11 protein-coding genes and 1 pseudogene are annotated in these 16174 nt (G+C 35.3%); 4 read left to right on the top strand and 8 right to left on the bottom strand.

The annotated features are described in order from the left end of the window. Window positions 1-62 precede the first annotated feature (62 nt). From rnr to rpiB, 3 genes and pseudogenes are all read right to left on the bottom strand, one after another. On the bottom strand, window positions 63-2216 hold the full coding sequence (gene rnr / locus BW964_RS13100) for a ribonuclease R (RefSeq protein WP_076507773.1): 2154 nt from the start codon (window positions 2214-2216) through the stop codon (window positions 63-65). 753 nt (window positions 2217-2969) lie between these two features. Next, window positions 2970-3296: pseudogene (locus BW964_RS22735) on the bottom strand (thrombospondin type 3 repeat-containing protein); the annotation flags it as partial. Between the two features lie 373 nt (window positions 3297-3669). Continuing rightward, window positions 3670-4104 (bottom strand): ribose 5-phosphate isomerase B, encoded by a 435-nt coding sequence (rpiB, locus tag BW964_RS13090; protein ID WP_076507772.1) that lies wholly within the window; start codon window positions 4102-4104, stop codon window positions 3670-3672. Window positions 4105-4657: 553 nt separating this feature from the next. On the opposite strand from rpiB, the gene BW964_RS13085 reads away from it, so the two are divergent. From BW964_RS13085 to BW964_RS13070, 4 genes are all read left to right on the top strand, one after another. Next, a complete protein-coding gene (locus BW964_RS13085; protein ID WP_076507770.1) occupies window positions 4658-5848 on the top strand; it encodes a phosphoglycerate kinase in 1191 nt (396 codons plus the stop codon). A gap of 201 nt (window positions 5849-6049) precedes the next feature. After that, window positions 6050-6739, top strand: coding sequence for a TIGR04255 family protein (locus tag BW964_RS13080; protein WP_076507768.1), 690 nt, complete (start codon window positions 6050-6052; stop codon window positions 6737-6739). Continuing rightward, entirely contained in the window at window positions 6739-7242 is a 504-nt protein-coding gene (locus BW964_RS13075; RefSeq protein ID WP_076507767.1) for a hypothetical protein, read from the top strand. The genes BW964_RS13080 and BW964_RS13075 overlap by 1 nt, the downstream gene beginning before the upstream one ends. Continuing rightward, window positions 7229-7834, top strand: a complete 606-nt coding sequence (locus tag BW964_RS13070; protein ID WP_076507765.1) for a hypothetical protein — start codon at window positions 7229-7231, stop codon at window positions 7832-7834. Before BW964_RS13075 ends, BW964_RS13070 begins: the two co-directional genes overlap by 14 nt. A gap of 292 nt (window positions 7835-8126) precedes the next feature. Here BW964_RS13070 and BW964_RS13065 read toward each other — a convergent pair whose 3' ends face one another. The 5 genes from BW964_RS13065 to BW964_RS13045 all read right to left on the bottom strand — a co-directional run bounded on the left by BW964_RS13065 (window position 8127) and on the right by BW964_RS13045 (window position 16107). Then, the gene (locus BW964_RS13065; RefSeq protein WP_076507764.1) at window positions 8127-8948 is read right to left on the bottom strand and encodes a class I SAM-dependent methyltransferase; all 822 of its coding nucleotides are present in this window, start codon (window positions 8946-8948) and stop codon (window positions 8127-8129) included. Between the two features lie 115 nt (window positions 8949-9063). Beyond that, on the bottom strand, window positions 9064-10926 hold the full coding sequence (mnmG, locus tag BW964_RS13060; RefSeq protein ID WP_076507762.1) for a tRNA uridine-5-carboxymethylaminomethyl(34) synthesis enzyme MnmG: 1863 nt from the start codon (window positions 10924-10926) through the stop codon (window positions 9064-9066). Window positions 10927-11073: 147 nt separating this feature from the next. Then, complete coding sequence (ybeY, locus tag BW964_RS13055; RefSeq protein WP_076507761.1) at window positions 11074-11496, bottom strand: rRNA maturation RNase YbeY; 423 nt, start codon at window positions 11494-11496, stop codon at window positions 11074-11076. 4 nt (window positions 11497-11500) lie between these two features. Beyond that, complete coding sequence (locus BW964_RS13050; RefSeq protein WP_076507759.1) at window positions 11501-13657, bottom strand: patatin-like phospholipase family protein; 2157 nt, start codon at window positions 13655-13657, stop codon at window positions 11501-11503. A gap of 2 nt (window positions 13658-13659) precedes the next feature. Further along, on the bottom strand, window positions 13660-16107 hold the full coding sequence (locus BW964_RS13045) for a bifunctional UDP-N-acetylmuramoyl-tripeptide:D-alanyl-D-alanine ligase/alanine racemase (protein WP_076507757.1): 2448 nt from the start codon (window positions 16105-16107) through the stop codon (window positions 13660-13662). Window positions 16108-16174: the final 67 nt, after the last annotated feature.

The following is a 16174-nucleotide window of genomic DNA, read 5'->3' as shown; positions in this document are numbered from 1 at the left end:
ATAGTATTTTAAATGAAAAAAAATTTCATCCCTTTGATACAAAGTTATACTTTATGATTTAATTAATCAACAATCTTAAAGTCTAACTGCTTTTGAATAAGGTTGGCTTTTACTACTTTAATCTGAACTTCGTCTCCTAACTGATGCTTTTTACCGGTTCTGTTACCATACACGGCATGGGTCTTCTGATCGTAAGAATAGGAATCATCAACAAGATCTCTCAATTTGATTAACCCTTCAGCACCGTTTTCAGGTATTTCTACCCAGAAACCGAATTCTGCAACACCAGAGATCACTCCGGTAAAGGTTTCTCCAAGATGTTTTTCCATAAATTTCACCTGCATGAACTTAATGGAATCTCTTTCTGCATCAGCAGCCAGTCTTTCCATAGCACTGCAGTGTTTTGCCTTATCTTCAAGTTCCTGTTTGCTCGGAGATTTACCTCCATCAAGATAATGCTGTAAAAGACGATGGGCCAGAAGGTCGGGATAACGTCGGATAGGAGAGGTGAAGTGGCTGTAGTATTCGAAACCTAAACCGTAGTGTCCGATAGGTTCTGTAGAATATACGGCTTTGCTCATACTTCTCATGGCCAGCGTTTCGATCATATTTTCTTCTCCTTTTCCTTTGACGTCAAAAAGAAGCTTGTTCAATGATTCGGCTACTTTCTTAGTGTTGTCAAGGTTCATTTTATATCCGAAAGTAGAGACAAAATCTCTCAATGCTTCCAGTTTTGCAGGATTTGGATCATCATGCACCCTGTAAATAAAGGTATTGTTACTTACTGTTCCTTTACTGGTCAAGGATACAAATTCGGATACTTTTTTATTCGCTAAAAGCATGAATTCTTCGATCAGGTGATTGGAATCCTTGCTTATTTTAAAGTACACGCCAATGGGTGAATTGTTTTCATCCAGATTGAATCTCACTTCGCTTCTGTCGAAAGTAATCGCTCCATTTCTCACACGTTCATCACGCATGATTTTCGCAAGTCTGTCCAAAGTATTGATTTCTTCTGCAAGATCTCCCTGACCAGTTTCTATACGTTCCTGAGCTTCTTCGTACGTAAATCTTCTGTCTGAATGAATGACTGTTCTTCCAAACCATTGTTTCTGAATCTCTGCTTTGTCATTCAGCTGAAAAACTGCTGAAAATGTATATTTATCTTCATTGGGACGAAGGGAACATACATCGTTACTTAAAACTTCCGGAAGCATGGGAACCACACGGTCTACAAGGTATACCGAAGTTGCTCTTTTATAAGCTTCATCATCCAGCATCGTTCCCGGAACTACATAGTGGGAAACGTCTGCGATGTGTACCCCGATTTCCCAGTTTCCGTTTTCTAATTTTCTTATAGAAAGCGCATCATCAAAATCTTTTGCATCTTTAGGGTCAATGGTGAAGGTACAGATATCACGCATATCCCAACGCTTGGCGGCTTCTTCATCGGTGATTCTTCTGTCAATTTTATCAGCATCGAGCTCTACTTCCTGTGGAAATTCATAAGGAAGACCATATTCCGCAAGGATAGAGTGGATCTCTGTTTCATGTTCACCAGGAGCTCCCAACACCTGGGTAATTTCTCCCTGAGGATTTTTGTCACCCGGTCTCCATTCGGTCATCTTTACGACTACTTTATCCCCGTTTTCAGCACCTCCGAATTTTGTTTTCGGAATAAAAATGTCAGTGTTGATGGATTTTTTATCGCAAACTACAAATCCAAAATCTTTGTGAGCAACCAGCTGGAACGTCCCTACAAATTCCGTTCTATTTCTTTCCAGAACTTCCAGTACCGAACCTTCTAGTTTCTTACCTTTAAAATGATAGGTGATGATCAAAACTTTATCTCCCTGAAGGGCGTCTTTCACATTTTTGGAGTGAATAAATACATCATCTTCCACACCTTCTACTTTTACATAAGCATTGCCGGACTGATTAAAATCGATGATCCCGGTTAATGTTCCTGCAATATTCAGATTCACAATAAATTTTCCTTTCTCCACTTCTTTGATTTTCTCAGAGCCCTGAAGTTTATGAAGAGCCTGGATCACCAATTCTCTCTGACGGGGGTTTTTGTATTCTATTCCGTCTGAGATCTGCTTGTAATTATAGATCTTGGACGAATTGGTATTCATGAAACGCAGGATCAATCTTCCGATTTCCATGAGTTTCTGTTCGTTTTTATGGCTTATATATTTACCTTTTCTTGGCATTTTTAATGTTATTTAATTGTTATTTAACTGTAATAATCCGAATGTGATTTATTCTAAATTTACTACATCACTGTCTGGATTATCTGTATTTTTTCTTCATTTCTTAAAAGTATCGATCTCTTAATCTTGAAATACTTTTACTTTTTCTTCCTTTGTTTCTGTAACTTTCCATTCATTGTTAATATACTGATAAGTTACATTAATTTCTTTTTTACTGACCGGTTTCCCAGCCTGTAGATTGGTATATGTGTATTGAACTTTTACCATATTCCCCAATTCATTAGTAAATCTGGTCATCAACATTCCATAGTTGTCTACAGGGTGCTCACCAAGTCTTTTTTGTAAAGTTTCAAGGTGTTTGATTTCCCTTTTGTAAACAAATTTTGAAACATTTTTTAAATTATAATCTGCATTATATTCAATACTTATATCAGGAGAGGAAAAACTCTGATAAGCGGAACTCAATGCAATGTTCTTTTTTAACAGAGCTGAAAGACGTTTTATCGTATCAATGGTCCAAAAGCTTCTGTAATTATAGATGGGTGCGGGATTCTTACCAATACAACTTCCTCCTTCAATTCCCAACATATGATGGGTGAGAATCACGAGATCTTTGTCTTTATAAAAAGTTTTGTCAATATGATCAATGATGCTTGTGGTGAGCTTCTCATAATCAACATTTTTAGTCTCTTTTTTGAAATTTTCTATTCTTTCATCTTCTTCTTTATAAATCTGAGCGCAGTTATCATTCCTGCATCCGTCCACTTTACCGGGTTGGGTAGGGCAGGGATCGTCTTTGTCCAGGATACCATCGCCATCCGTATCCGGCCACGGACAGCCGTTGTTTTCAGCAGGTCCGAATACGTTCGGGCAGGCATCATTCTTATTTATTACTCCGTCACCATCTGTATCCGGCCATGGACACCCGTTATTTTCTAAAGATCCTGCTACTTCATAACACTGATCCTCCTTGTCAGGAACTCCATCGCCATCTGTATCCGGACATCCTTTATATTCTGCTAAGCCCAGAATGTAGGGACAGGCATCAGCATAAAATAAAACACCGTCTTTATCCTTATCAGACAAACAGGTTCTTCGGCTGTTTTCCTTTCTGCATTTTTCAAAAGCATCCTTATCCTTTATTTCCTGAGCATGGAAACAACTTATTATGAAAAATAATACGGCAGATACTTTGATCTTCATTCTGTTTTATAGGGTTCTTATTACTTCAACTGCATCAATTTTCCTTCCAATTTACTTATAATGGAAACTTTAGTTTGTATAAAAATACTACAAATATGGAGAAGAGGGGAGAAAAACCTTTGATTACTCTATTTTAAACAGATCAGGTTTTGTATGGAAATAATAGACTGGTAATTTCTATTAGCTGATGCAAATGTACAAAATAAAAAATAAATAAGGCCTGCAATTTGATTTACAGGCCTTTATATATCTAGCAAACAGCAATTTTATCAACTCTGTTCTGGTGTCTTCCTCCTTCAAAGTCTGTAGAAAGAAATTTTTCTGCTATTTCTATGGCTACTTCTTTAGATATAAATCTCGCAGGCATAGAGATCATATTCGCATCGTTATGCTGTCTTGCGAGCACTGCAATCTCCGGCATCCAGCAAAGTGCGCATCTTATCTTCTGATGTTTGTTCGCTGTGATTTGTACTCCATTTCCGCTTCCACAGATCAAAATTCCCAATTCATTTTCGCTGTTTTCAACAGAGGTTGCAGCAGGGTGTACAAAGTCCGGATAATCCACACTGTTTGTGGAGAACGTTCCAAAATCCTGAACATCAAACTTTTCTGACAGATAGTTCTTAACAATCTCCTTATATTCATAGCCTGCATGGTCTGCAGCAATCGCTATTTTTCTTTTCATAATACTTGTATTAAGTCTTTTTAGATTTTATTTCATGACAAAGGTAAGAATAATAACAAAGTCTGTTAGTTGTTCGGGGGTAATTTGTGAAAAGGTATGTGAATAACTGTGGAAAACTTTTTCCAACTTTCTATTTTTAAAGAAGAATTTATTTCGTAATGGGAAATGTATTTGGAAATTTTAGTCACAACTTTCCAATTGTTTTCTTCACTTAATCCGAACTTTTTCCATAATTAAATTACTAAGAATGGTTTTGTGAGGAAGTTATTCACATCTGTTGATAAGTCTGTGAAAAGACAGATTTACAAGAGATTACAATGTGAATTAAATATGAATTGAATAAAAATTATTTGTTACCAATTATTTTGATAAAACTTATCCCCTAAACTAACAATACTCAACAACAACTACATTATTCTTTTCTTTAAAGAGAAAAAATTGTTGATTAGTGGGTGATTGGGTTGGGGGAAAGTTTCGGAAAAGTTTTAATTCGGGGGATCTGTTGAAAAAGTTTAAAAGCTTACATTTGTGAAACGAAAATTCAACGATATTTATGAAAACAATCAATGATTTCAATTTTAAAGACAAGAAGGCTCTGGTAAGAGTGGATTTTAATGTTCCGCAGGATGACCAGCTGAAAGTGACAGATAATACGAGAATCACGGCTGTGAAGCCCACAGTTGAAAAAATTCTTAACGACGGAGGTTCCGTGATCTTAATGACGCATCTTGGAAGACCAAAGGGTGAAGTGAAGGATGAATTCTCTCTTAAGCATATCGTAGATGAAGTTTCCAGCGTTCTTGGACAGGAAGTGAAGTTTGTGGATGAATGTATCGGAGAAAAGGCTGAAAAGGCCGCTGCTGATCTTCAGCCAGGGGAGATCCTGTTGTTGGAAAACCTTCGTTTTCACCATGAGGAAGAAAAAGGGGATGCAGGTTTTGCTGAGCAACTTTCAAAACTGGGGGATGCTTTCGTAAATGATGCATTCGGAACTGCGCACAGAGCACATGCTTCCACTGCAGTAATCGCTCAATATTTTGAATCAACTAAATTTTTCGGTTTACTGATGGCTAAAGAGCTTCAGGCTATCGATAAAGTACTGAGAAAAGGAGAGCGACCAGTAACTGCAATTTTAGGTGGTTCTAAGGTTTCAACTAAAATTACCATTATAGAAAATATACTTCCGGCAATTGATAATTTAATCATTGGTGGAGGGATGGCCTTTACCTTTATTAAAGCTTTGGGAGGTAAAATCGGAAACTCATTGGTGGAAGAGGAAAAGCTTCCTTTAGCCCTTGAGATTTTAGGAAAAGCAAAAGAAAATCAGGTGAAGGTTTATCTTCCTTCGGATGTAATTATTGCTGAAGCTTTCAACAATGATGCTGAAAGAAAAGAGGCTGACATTTATGCTATACCTGAAGGATGGATGGGTCTGGATGCAGGTCCAAAATCGAGAGATCAGTTCAATGATGTATTGTTAAATTCAAGAACAATTCTTTGGAATGGGCCGATCGGCGTTTTTGAAATGTCAAACTTTGCGGCAGGAACCATTGCGCTTGGTGACAGTATTGCAGAGTCTACAAAATTGGGAGCATTTTCTCTTGTAGGTGGAGGTGACAGCGTTGCTTTTGTGAAGCAGTTTGGTTACGGAGAAAAAGTGAGTTATGTTTCCACCGGTGGGGGAGCCATGCTTGAAAGTCTTGAAGGTTTAGAACTTCCGGGCGTTGCTGCGATCAACAAATAATATTTTATTTTACTATAGAGAAGACTGTATCAATTGAAGGTGCAGTCTTTTTTTGTTTTAATACGTCAAGTTTTGTCGTCTTGGTATTTGATATTTGTAAATAATAAAAATGTAACTGTTTTTAATTAAATTTAAGTTAAAAGCAGCTTAATATTCTTTGTATAACACTTATTTTATATAATTTTGAAAAAAACTTATTTAATGCAAATTCCTGAACGTATTGATGATAGAATTCAAGATGCACATGTAGTGATTAAATTGAGTTATGAAATGCCTTTTCAGATATTGTTTGGAAATTTTTATGATAATGTAATAAAAAGTGGTAGTTATGATTCAATAGCTACTCCTGATGAAAATAATAATACCTCTGCTACAGGCAATAGAATTATGTTTTATGATGATGAAATAAAATTTATCTTAACAGATGAAATCTTATTTATTAATATTAGAGATAATTATATAGGATGGAACATTTATTTAGTTAAAATATTAGAAGTTATCTCTTTTATTTCGAGTAATAAATCTATTCTAATAAGCAGAATAGGATTACGTTATATTAATGTATATGAACATTATAATCTTAAAGATATTACGAAATTTTCATTTTCTTTTGCTCAACCTGATATTAAATCAAAGCGATTTAATTTTTCGACTGAGTTTGAATATGAGAATACAAATGTTATCCTTAACTTGGTGAATGATTATAAAAATGAGGATTCTAATTTTTTATCATTGATGGATATAGATTGTTACGCAAATAAAAATGATTTTTTTATATCTAATAATGATTTGGTTAAACAGGAATTAAGTAATATTCATAAAATTCAAGAAAGTATTTTTTTTAGTCTTTTAAAAGAAGAATTTTTAGAAACTTTAAACCCAATATACTAATGGCAACAACTACAATTGATTACAAAGCAATCAACACACAAATTGCAAGTGTTAGGACGTATTCTAAGAAATGTACATTTTCTGTTGGAAGTGTAATCTTGAACAGTAATATTCAGGAGAGTACTATGTTTATTAGTAATCAAAGATTTATGGATCTTTCTATGAAATTAAAAACAAGTTTAGTTAGTAGTATTTCTTTGATAGATGGTGGAATCATTGGATTTAGTAAGTTAAAGTATACCGCTTTATTTGATAAGACAATTTCTGGTATTCTAAAGATTCAAGCTGATAAATACTCAGTTGAATGTACTGATGAAGGAATTTTGTTTAGCTTAAAAAGAGGAATTAAAGCTGTCTATATTGATTTATCATTTGATGATAATAATGTTTTATATTCTTTATTTATTAAATCTGCATCTGAAATTAATAATTTTACAGATACAATGGATAATGCTATCATAAGTATAAATAATTATTTAGGAACTAATAATGAATTATCCTGATTGTCTTTTACCTCAATCAAATTATAAATCGATAATAACTGATATCACGCCTTATTTTTTAATAAGGCATTTTGTTATTAAAAATGGCTTAAATGATGTATTAGATGATAATGGAGAGTTAAAAGCTCAAATAATAGGACAAGAAAATCAATTACCTGATTTATCAACTTCTTTGTATGGTATATATAAAGAGGAACATATAAAATATGTGATAATAAATTCATTTTATCTTGATAATTGGAAAGGAGATGAAACAATTCCAAATGAACTTATTAATAATGATGATTTTTTTATTAAAGAAGAGAGGTCATTTTGGTCAACTGCAATTCTACTACTACATAATATTGATGTTAAAATTAATGGTGAAGCTATCGCAAGATGCGAAGTAAATCATTCGCCCATTAATGGTAATTATTGGCACTTTTCTCTAAATTGGTATATGTATAAGGAGCGAAAATATTGGCATAAAGATTACGATAATATTTCTATTACAAAAATTCTAAAAAAATCAATTCGCGATTTTATAAAGATCAATTCTAATATATCTACACCTTTAAATACTGTGATTGAAGAAAGTATTTATAAGATTTAATAATTTCTGTTTTTTTTTGCAATTTAGGTAATTAATATAAGTTTTGTATTTAGCAAATAATATTTCAAGATTAAAACTTTTAAATTACTAAAGAATTTTGTTATTATAGGCTATAATTTATATGAAAAGTGGAAGTAGAAAATAATGATAACTTACTTTAATATTTTCAACATTTCAATTTATTAATCTTTAAAAATCTAAAAAAAGAAACCCGGAAAATTCTCCGGGTTTTTGTTTTTTAGATCGAAATTCGCGAAAATTGGCCTTCAGAAATGCCTCAAAAATCGATTCTCTATCTTTTTTCGATAATGTATATCAAACTTGAAAATTCGTTCGAAAAAAGCGCCTTTACGTTAGAAATCGTTCCGTAGAGAACTGCTTTTAGCCAAAAAAGAGGTGATTTTTTATATTTTTCGCTCAACATAGAGATGTAAAAAGAATCCAGAACCAAAGGTTTAATTTTTCTCATTTTCCAGTCCGGCTTCTTGGAAATTAAATTTTCCATACCATTTTTGGAGAAATGATAAATATGTCTCGGTACATCGTAGGCTGCCCAATATTCTTTGTAATGTTTTGCATCATAAGAAGTAGGGTTGGGGACTGCAATGATGAGAAGTCCTTTATCTTTTAATTTCCCGTGAAATAAATTTAGCATCTCATCCTGATTTTCGATGTGTTCGAAAACATGCCATAAGGTGATTGCATCTAAACTCTGTTCAGGAATTTTTTGAATGGTGTCCAATATCGTTGCTTTGGATATTTTATTCATTGCCGCTTTTCTGGCATCAGAATCAGGTTCGAAACCGAATGTTTCAAAATCTTCTTCTATGTATTTAACAAATTCTCCAGCTCCGCATCCGTAATCAAGAACTTTTGATCCTTTCTTTATTCTGTCTGCAATGATATTTTTTTTGTATTGCAGATTAAAAGACTGAAGGAATTTGTACAGCTTTTCTTTGAAGCTTCCAGAATCCTGGTGGTGGGAAATATAATCTTCGCTTTCGTAATATTTGGAAATATTGGATGGAATAGGGGAGGTCTTGAAGACCCCTTTTGTTTCTGTTTCTTTTATTTCAAATATTTCCTGTGAAAGAAAATGATCCTTTATTCTCATTGAATTGATATCTTGATAGTTTAAAATTAAAGTATTTATGGGTTAGGTATAACGCACATAAATACCTTAATTTTTGCTTTTAATTTACAAATGTTTCACGTGAAACATTTTTGATTTAACGTCCTAAATACACCAGCAAAACGTTTATATCGGCCGGAGAAACACCACTGATCCTGCCTGCCTGTGCAATCGTTTTAGGTCTTACATTGGACATTTTCTGTTTTGCTTCCAAAGAAAGGCTGGAAATGCTTTTATAATCGAAATCTTCGGGAATTTTTATGTTTTCCAGACGATTCAGCTTAGCTACATTTTCTTTTTCCTTTTCAATATATCCTTTATACTTAATATTAATTTCAGCTTGCTCTCTTACTTCTTCATCATATTGAGAAGAGAATTCTCTGATAGAATCTATTGCATCAAGCTTGTCTAAAGTAATGTTAGGTCTTGTAAGGAATTGTGAAGCTCTGTAAGCCTGATCTACAGGGTTGCTTTCAATAGTTTCCAGAATAGGATTGATAATACCAGGCTTTAAAGATGTTTCTCGTAAAAAGCTCTCAAGTTCCTGACTATTAGATACTTTGGTTTCTACTTTTCTTAATCTATCTTCTTTTGCAAGTCCTAAATGATATGCCTTCTCTGTTAATCGGATGTCTGCGTTATCTTGTCTGAGTAATAATCTGTATTCTGCACGCGAAGTAAACATTCTGTAAGGCTCCTCTGTTCCTTTTGTAATCAGGTCGTCAATCAATACACCGATATAGGCTTCATCTCTGTTAAGGATAAAATCTTCTTTGTCGTGTACTTTGTTGTGGGCATTGATTCCAGCCATTAAGCCTTGTCCTGCTGCTTCTTCATAGCCTGTGGTTCCATTGATCTGTCCTGCAAAATATAAATTGTCGATCAGTTTTGTTTCTAAGGTGTGCTTTAATTGGGTAGGAGGGAAGTAGTCGTACTCAATAGCATATCCGGGACGGAAGACTTTTACATTTTCAAAACCTGGAATATGTTTCATGGCTTTGATCTGTACATCTTCGGGAAGTGAAGAACTAAATCCGTTGACATAGATCTCAACTGTTCTCCATCCTTCAGGTTCTACGAAAAGCTGATGTCTTGTTCTTTCTGCAAAACGGTTGATCTTATCTTCAATACTCGGGCAATACCTTGGTCCTAAACTTTGAATCGTTCCATTGAACATTGGGCTTCTGTCGAAACCTTCTCGTAAAATATCGTGTACTGTTTCGTTGGTATATACAATATGGCAGCTTAATTGTTTCGTTAATTTAGGGGTATCCGTATAGCTGAACTTCTGAGGTTTCTCATCTCCTTTCTGTTCTTCCATTTTTGAATAATCAAGACTTCTTCCGTCTACCCGGGGAGGAGTTCCTGTTTTCATTCTTCCGGCTTCAAAACCTAAACTTACCAATTGTTCGGTAATTCCGAATGCTCTTGGTTCGCCCATTCTTCCTCCGCCTAATTGTTTATCGCCAACATGAATTAATCCGTTAAGAAAAGTTCCGTTGGTTAAAACAACCGATTTACTTTTTATCTCAATTCCCAAAGAAGTAATAACTCCGGTCACTTTATTATTTTCTACAATAAGCTGTTTCACCATGTCCTGAAAGAAATCAAGATTGGGTGTATTTTCTAATGCTAATCTCCACTCTTCAGCGAAAAGCATTCTGTCATTTTGTGTTCTTGGAGACCACATCGCGGGGCCCTTGGAAAGGTTCAGCATTTTGAACTGAATCGCGGATTTATCTGCTATAATTCCGGAGTATCCTCCCATAGCATCAATCTCTCTTACGATCTGTCCTTTTGCGATTCCTCCCATGGCCGGGTTGCAGCTCATCTGTCCGATGGTCTGCATATTCATTGTAACAAGTAGGGTCTTTGAACCCAGGTTGGCGGCCGCTGCTGCAGCTTCGCAACCCGCGTGTCCGGCACCTACTACGATTACGTCATATGTATCTGAAATCATTTTTATATTGCTTATTTAAAGCTTTTAATTTTAATATTTTCTATGAATGTTTCACGTGAAACATTTTTAGAGAATGCACTCTAAGTGAGTTATAATGGTGTCTAGTTTTTAGCACTTTACGGATCATCCTTTAAGTGATTCTTTAATTTATTCAGGATTTAAATCTCTGAATTTAGCCAGGTAAAGATCTTCCATTCTCCGCATTTCTTTCTCTTCTTCCTCTGTCTTATCCTTGTATCCTGCGAGGTGAAGAATGCCATGGGCCAAGACCCTTTTTAGTTCTTCTTCATAATCTCTGGATAGAGTGGAAGCGTTGTCCGAAATCCGTTGCAAAGATACAAAAATCTCTCCGCTTATGGTTTTGCCTTTTACATAATCGAAAGTGATGATATCGGTATAATAATCATGCTGCAGATAATCCTGATTGATCTTAAGCAGATATTCGTCATCGCAGAAAATATAATTGATTTCGCCTATTTTTTTTCCTTCTGAAAGTATAATATCTTCCAGCCATTTTTGATAATCTGTACTGACAGACTCCTGTAAGTTTTCGTAAAAGAATTGTATCATTGTATTAAAACCAGTGTCCTAAAATAACACTGAATATGCCTTTTTGATTGTTTTTAAGTGAGTGGCTAAAATTGATCTTAATCTGCCCGAAAGGAGATTTATAGCCTGCGGTAAGTCCTATAGAACTAAAATTTACTTTAACTGTATCCTCGAAATTGATGTCATCCGAAAGATTGGCAAAGCTAAAATTTCCGCTTAAGAAATAGTTTTTATTAAATTTAAACTGAAGGTCGTTGGAGATAAGAACAACATTATTAGAGTTTAGCTGGGCAAAGTAGAAGCCTCCAAAGCTTTTAAAATTGATCAGATTCTGTTCAAAAATGCCCCCCAGTCTGTATTGGTAGAATTCCGGAAGATTATCACCAATTGTAATTCCTCCGTAAAGATTAAGACGGTAGGAGAACTGTTTGGAGAGTGGAATATTAATCCTGATATCTGCTTTCACCTGGATGATTCTTTTATCTACCTCAGACTTTAAAAGATCGATTACTTTACCTTCTGCACCGATATAGATGCCTCTGGAAGGGAAATCCTTGTCATTCTGAGTATCACTTTTCAAGAATACATAAGGATTTAGAAAACGCATATACCGTTCATGTTCGCCGTTTATTTCAGCGCCAAAATAGTCGTGGCTGATACCACCTCCTACAGCAAATTTATCTCTCCATACGGACTGTATATAGGCCTCATTCCTGAACCACTCCCATTTATCTACTACATTGTTGTCTACATTTTTCAAATCAAAACTCATTCCGGAAGAGTAAATACCGAATCCTGGGATATATCCGTTGTCTATAAAATAATTCAGATAATATCTGGGTTGATCTCCCACGATAACATCCAGCGAAAGATTTGAGTTTTTAAATAAAAGACGTTTTCCCGAATAGTTCAGAAGAAGTCCTGTCTTAAAAACTTCATCGTAATGCAGTCCGACTTTTAAAAAATGGCGGGCCTCGTCTTCTGTAACGTAGAGTTTAAGATAATTAGCATCATTTTCAGGGATGATATCATAGTTGATAAATCTGTAATTATTGGTGGCAACAAGTTTGTCTATTTTCTTATTAATACTTCCATAGGTCTGCATAGAAGGTAAACGGAGACCCATTTTACCCAAAACATAGTTTTTACCGTATATTTTGCCGCCATCTAAGGAAATACTGTCAATCTTATATACATTGGAATATATTGGATTTACGCGCTCTCTAAGGCGGTCAAATGATCGTTTCGGAAGCTGATCCAGGATATCAGTATATTTCATGCCCTCTACGTAGCCGCTGTCAAGAATTTTCTTCTTATCATCGTAGCTGGTAGCGGTCATTCCTTTAAGATTCGGCTTGATATTGATGTCTGTATACTTATACTGTTTTCTGGTATCCCTTTTAATTCCGAAATCAATAACCTGATTGAGAATGGATATAATGTTGCTTAAATCCTCTCTTGTCGATAAATCCTGGTTAAGGTCAACACCGATCACGATATCGATTCCTTTGTCCTTTAATGGCTTTGAAGGGTAATTGACTGTCATGGCTCCGTCTATATAGATACTGTCGCCTATTTTTACAGGATCCATAAGAGAAGGGAAGGCCGAGCTTGCCATAATGGATTGTACGAGATCGCCCTTTTCAAAGATCTCCATATTACCGCTTTCCAGATTGGTGGCGACGCACATAAAAGGAATAGGTAGTTTGGAGAAATCATCAATATTGGAAACGTTTTTGAAAAGTTCTTTGAGAAGGTAGACATTTCTTTGTCCGGAACTTATAGAGGAGGGAAGAGATATTTTGCCGTTTTTTAATGGAATGGATAAAAGATATTTATCAACGGATTTATTAAAGAAAGAAGATTCCTGTCTGGATTTCGGATCCATAATTAAGGAATAGAAATCCGTATCCAATATGATCTTCTCTATCTCTTTTCCGGAATATCCTGAAGCGTACAAACCGCCTACGATAGCACCCATACTGGTTCCGGAAATATAATCTACTTTTACTCCCAGTGAGTCCAATACTTTCAGCACTCCTACATGTGAAAAACCTTTGGCTCCGCCACCGGCTAGGGAAAGTCCTATTTTTGGGTTTTTTGGAATAACCAGATCCTTTTTCACTTGTGAATGGATCATCAGGAGTTGGAATACGAAGAGAAGGATCAGGAGTTTTCTCATAACTAGTCTTTTATATAAATCCTTTTCACCCGGGGCGATATGGACGTTAACACTTCATAGGTTATTGTTTTGCAGTAGCCTGCGAATTCTTTTAAACTTGGTTTTGCATTAAAAATGGTGACCGTATCACCTTCCTTTACATTGGGGATTTGATCTACGTTGATCATCATCATATCCATGCAGATATTTCCTACAATCGGAGTAAGGGTTTTACTGACTCCTACATTTCCGACCTGGTTGCCAATCAGTCTTGGGATTCCATCTGCATAACCCACAGGAATAGTTGCAATCCTGGCGGCATGATCTGCTTTATATTTTCGGCTGTATCCTACAGATTCTCCCGTATCAACGGTTGATATCTGTGAAATTACGGTTTTAAAACTTACTACAGACTGAAGTTGCTTCTGTATTTCACTACATGGTGATTCACCGATCATTCCGATCCCTATTCTTACCATGTCATACTGATGGTCTGTATAACTTGTGATTCCAGAAGAATTAAGGATATGCCGGAGAGGAGTATAGCCCAGCTTCTCGATCAGATAACTGGAATTCTTTTCAAAAACTTCGAACTGTCTTAATGTAAATTCCCTTTCTTCAGGCATGTCAGAAGATGATAAATGGCTGAACATACTTTGAACCGTTACATTTTTATGGCTTAAAGTCTCGCTTAACTGATCCAATTCAAAATCTTTAAAACCAAGACGATGCATTCCCGTTTCAAGCTTGATATGAATAGGATATTTTTTGTCGTAGCCGGATTTCTGTACAGCATCGTAAAACAATTCAAGAACCCTGAAACTGTAAATCTCAGGTTCCAGGTTATACTCAATGATAGCTTCGTAGCTGTGCTGTTCGGGATTCATCACGATAATAGGAGTGGTAATTCCTTTTTTACGGAGTTCTATTCCTTCATCGGCATAAGCAACACCCAGATAATCAATATGATGGTGCTGCAAAAATTCGGAAATTTCATAGCTGCCCAATCCGTAAGCATTTGCCTTTACCATCGCCATCATTTTTGTTCCAGGCTTCAGCAGGGATTTATGATAGTTGATATTATGAAGAATGGCGTTCAGATTGATCTCAAGAACAGTATCATGTTTTCTGAGTTCAAGGATATCTTTAAGTTTCTCTATCTCAAACTTTCTTGCTCCTTTTAAGAGGATGATTTGGTTTTCAATTTCTGTAAGATGTTTACTGTCAATTAATTCCATGGTATCTACGAAAGTGAAAGTTTTAGATTTAAATAAATCGCTGAACTTCGATATTTCATCACCAATAAGAAAGACAGAATCGAATTTCTGATCATTCACAAGCTCTGAAACTTCTTCATAAAGTTCTTGAGAATTGGAATTGACTCCTACGATATCTGTTAAAACCAGAGATTTTTTAGATTTGTTATATTCATTCAAAAACTGAAGTGCTGTTTTTAGCGAGTCCAGATCCAGATTAAAAGAATCATTGATAATGATATTATTTTTAATTCCTTCAATAGCTTCCAGTCGCATTTCGACAGCCTTTAAAGAATTGAGTTTTTCGACGATCTTTTGATTATCAATATTGACTTCCTTTAAAACAGTGATCAAAGCCAATGCATTCGTCAACGTAGCTTCATCTCTCTGATGAACAGGGAAGGAGATTTCTTCGTCAAAATAGACCACTGTGATTTTTTCATCCTTCAAAATACTTTCTTTGATGAAAACCTGGTTGTTCTTTTTGAATCCATAAGAAATTAATTTTTTATCTGAATATAATTCGTTTATCTTTTTAAACACCAATTCGTTGTCGCCATTGTAGATAATGACTTCCGAACCTTTAAAAAGCATGATCTTTTCATCAATAAGTTCCTCTTCAGATGTAAAATTGGCCGCATGGGCATTTCCGATATGGGTCAGCAGCCCGATTTGAGGGTGGAAAATATTTTCCAGTTTTTCCATTTCGTGCGGCTTTGAAATTCCTACTTCAAAAATTCCGAGTTGATGAGAACGGTTAATTTGAAGCAAAGAAAGAGGAAGGCCAATCTGGGAATTAAAGCTCTTCGGACTTTTTACGGTCGGAAATTCATTCCACAGACATTGATAAAGCCATTCTTTTAAAATGGTTTTCCCATTACTTCCGGTAATGCCTATCGATTGAATAGGGGCATTTTCGAAATGGTATTTGGCCAGTTTCTGAAGAAAATCTACAGAATTGTCAACGATGATCCAGGTAATATTTTCAAACTGCGGATACTGATGCTCAGAAATGATCACGCCAATACCCCGGTCAACTGCAGATTCAATGAACTTTTCACCGGAATTTTTATGCGTATTGATCGCTATAAATGCCGTATTTTTCGTTGAATAAATAATTCTGCTGTCAAACGCTATAGTTCTGACCATTAAATCCTGGTCTCCAATGATCTGTGCATTGGTGATCTCTGCAATCTGTTTTACTGTATAGTTCATCGGTACCCCTTCTGCTTTATTTTGATAAACTTTAAAAAAAATAAATAGGATGTATTTTAACCTTATT

Origin of the sequence: Chryseobacterium shigense (assembly GCF_900156575.1) — a bacterium.
In the GTDB taxonomy this organism is placed as follows: domain Bacteria; phylum Bacteroidota; class Bacteroidia; order Flavobacteriales; family Weeksellaceae; genus Chryseobacterium; species Chryseobacterium shigense.
This window is presented reverse-complemented; position numbering and strand designations above follow the sequence as displayed.

Coding starts and splice junctions, on each gene's coding strand:
- rnr (WP_076507773.1), bottom strand. CDS start 2,216: ATGCCAAGAAAAGGTAAATATATAAGCCATAAAAACGAACAGAAACTC.
- rpiB (WP_076507772.1), bottom strand. CDS start 4,104: ATGAAAAGAAAAATAGCGATTGCTGCAGACCATGCAGGCTATGAATAT.
- BW964_RS13085 (WP_076507770.1), top strand. CDS start 4,658: ATGAAAACAATCAATGATTTCAATTTTAAAGACAAGAAGGCTCTGGTA.
- BW964_RS13080 (WP_076507768.1), top strand. CDS start 6,050: ATGCAAATTCCTGAACGTATTGATGATAGAATTCAAGATGCACATGTA.
- BW964_RS13075 (WP_076507767.1), top strand. CDS start 6,739: ATGGCAACAACTACAATTGATTACAAAGCAATCAACACACAAATTGCA.
- BW964_RS13070 (WP_076507765.1), top strand. CDS start 7,229: ATGAATTATCCTGATTGTCTTTTACCTCAATCAAATTATAAATCGATA.
- BW964_RS13065 (WP_076507764.1), bottom strand. CDS start 8,948: ATGAGAATAAAGGATCATTTTCTTTCACAGGAAATATTTGAAATAAAA.
- mnmG (WP_076507762.1), bottom strand. CDS start 10,926: ATGATTTCAGATACATATGACGTAATCGTAGTAGGTGCCGGACACGCG.
- ybeY (WP_076507761.1), bottom strand. CDS start 11,496: ATGATACAATTCTTTTACGAAAACTTACAGGAGTCTGTCAGTACAGAT.
- BW964_RS13050 (WP_076507759.1), bottom strand. CDS start 13,657: ATGAGAAAACTCCTGATCCTTCTCTTCGTATTCCAACTCCTGATGATC.
- BW964_RS13045 (WP_076507757.1), bottom strand. CDS start 16,107: ATGAACTATACAGTAAAACAGATTGCAGAGATCACCAATGCACAGATC.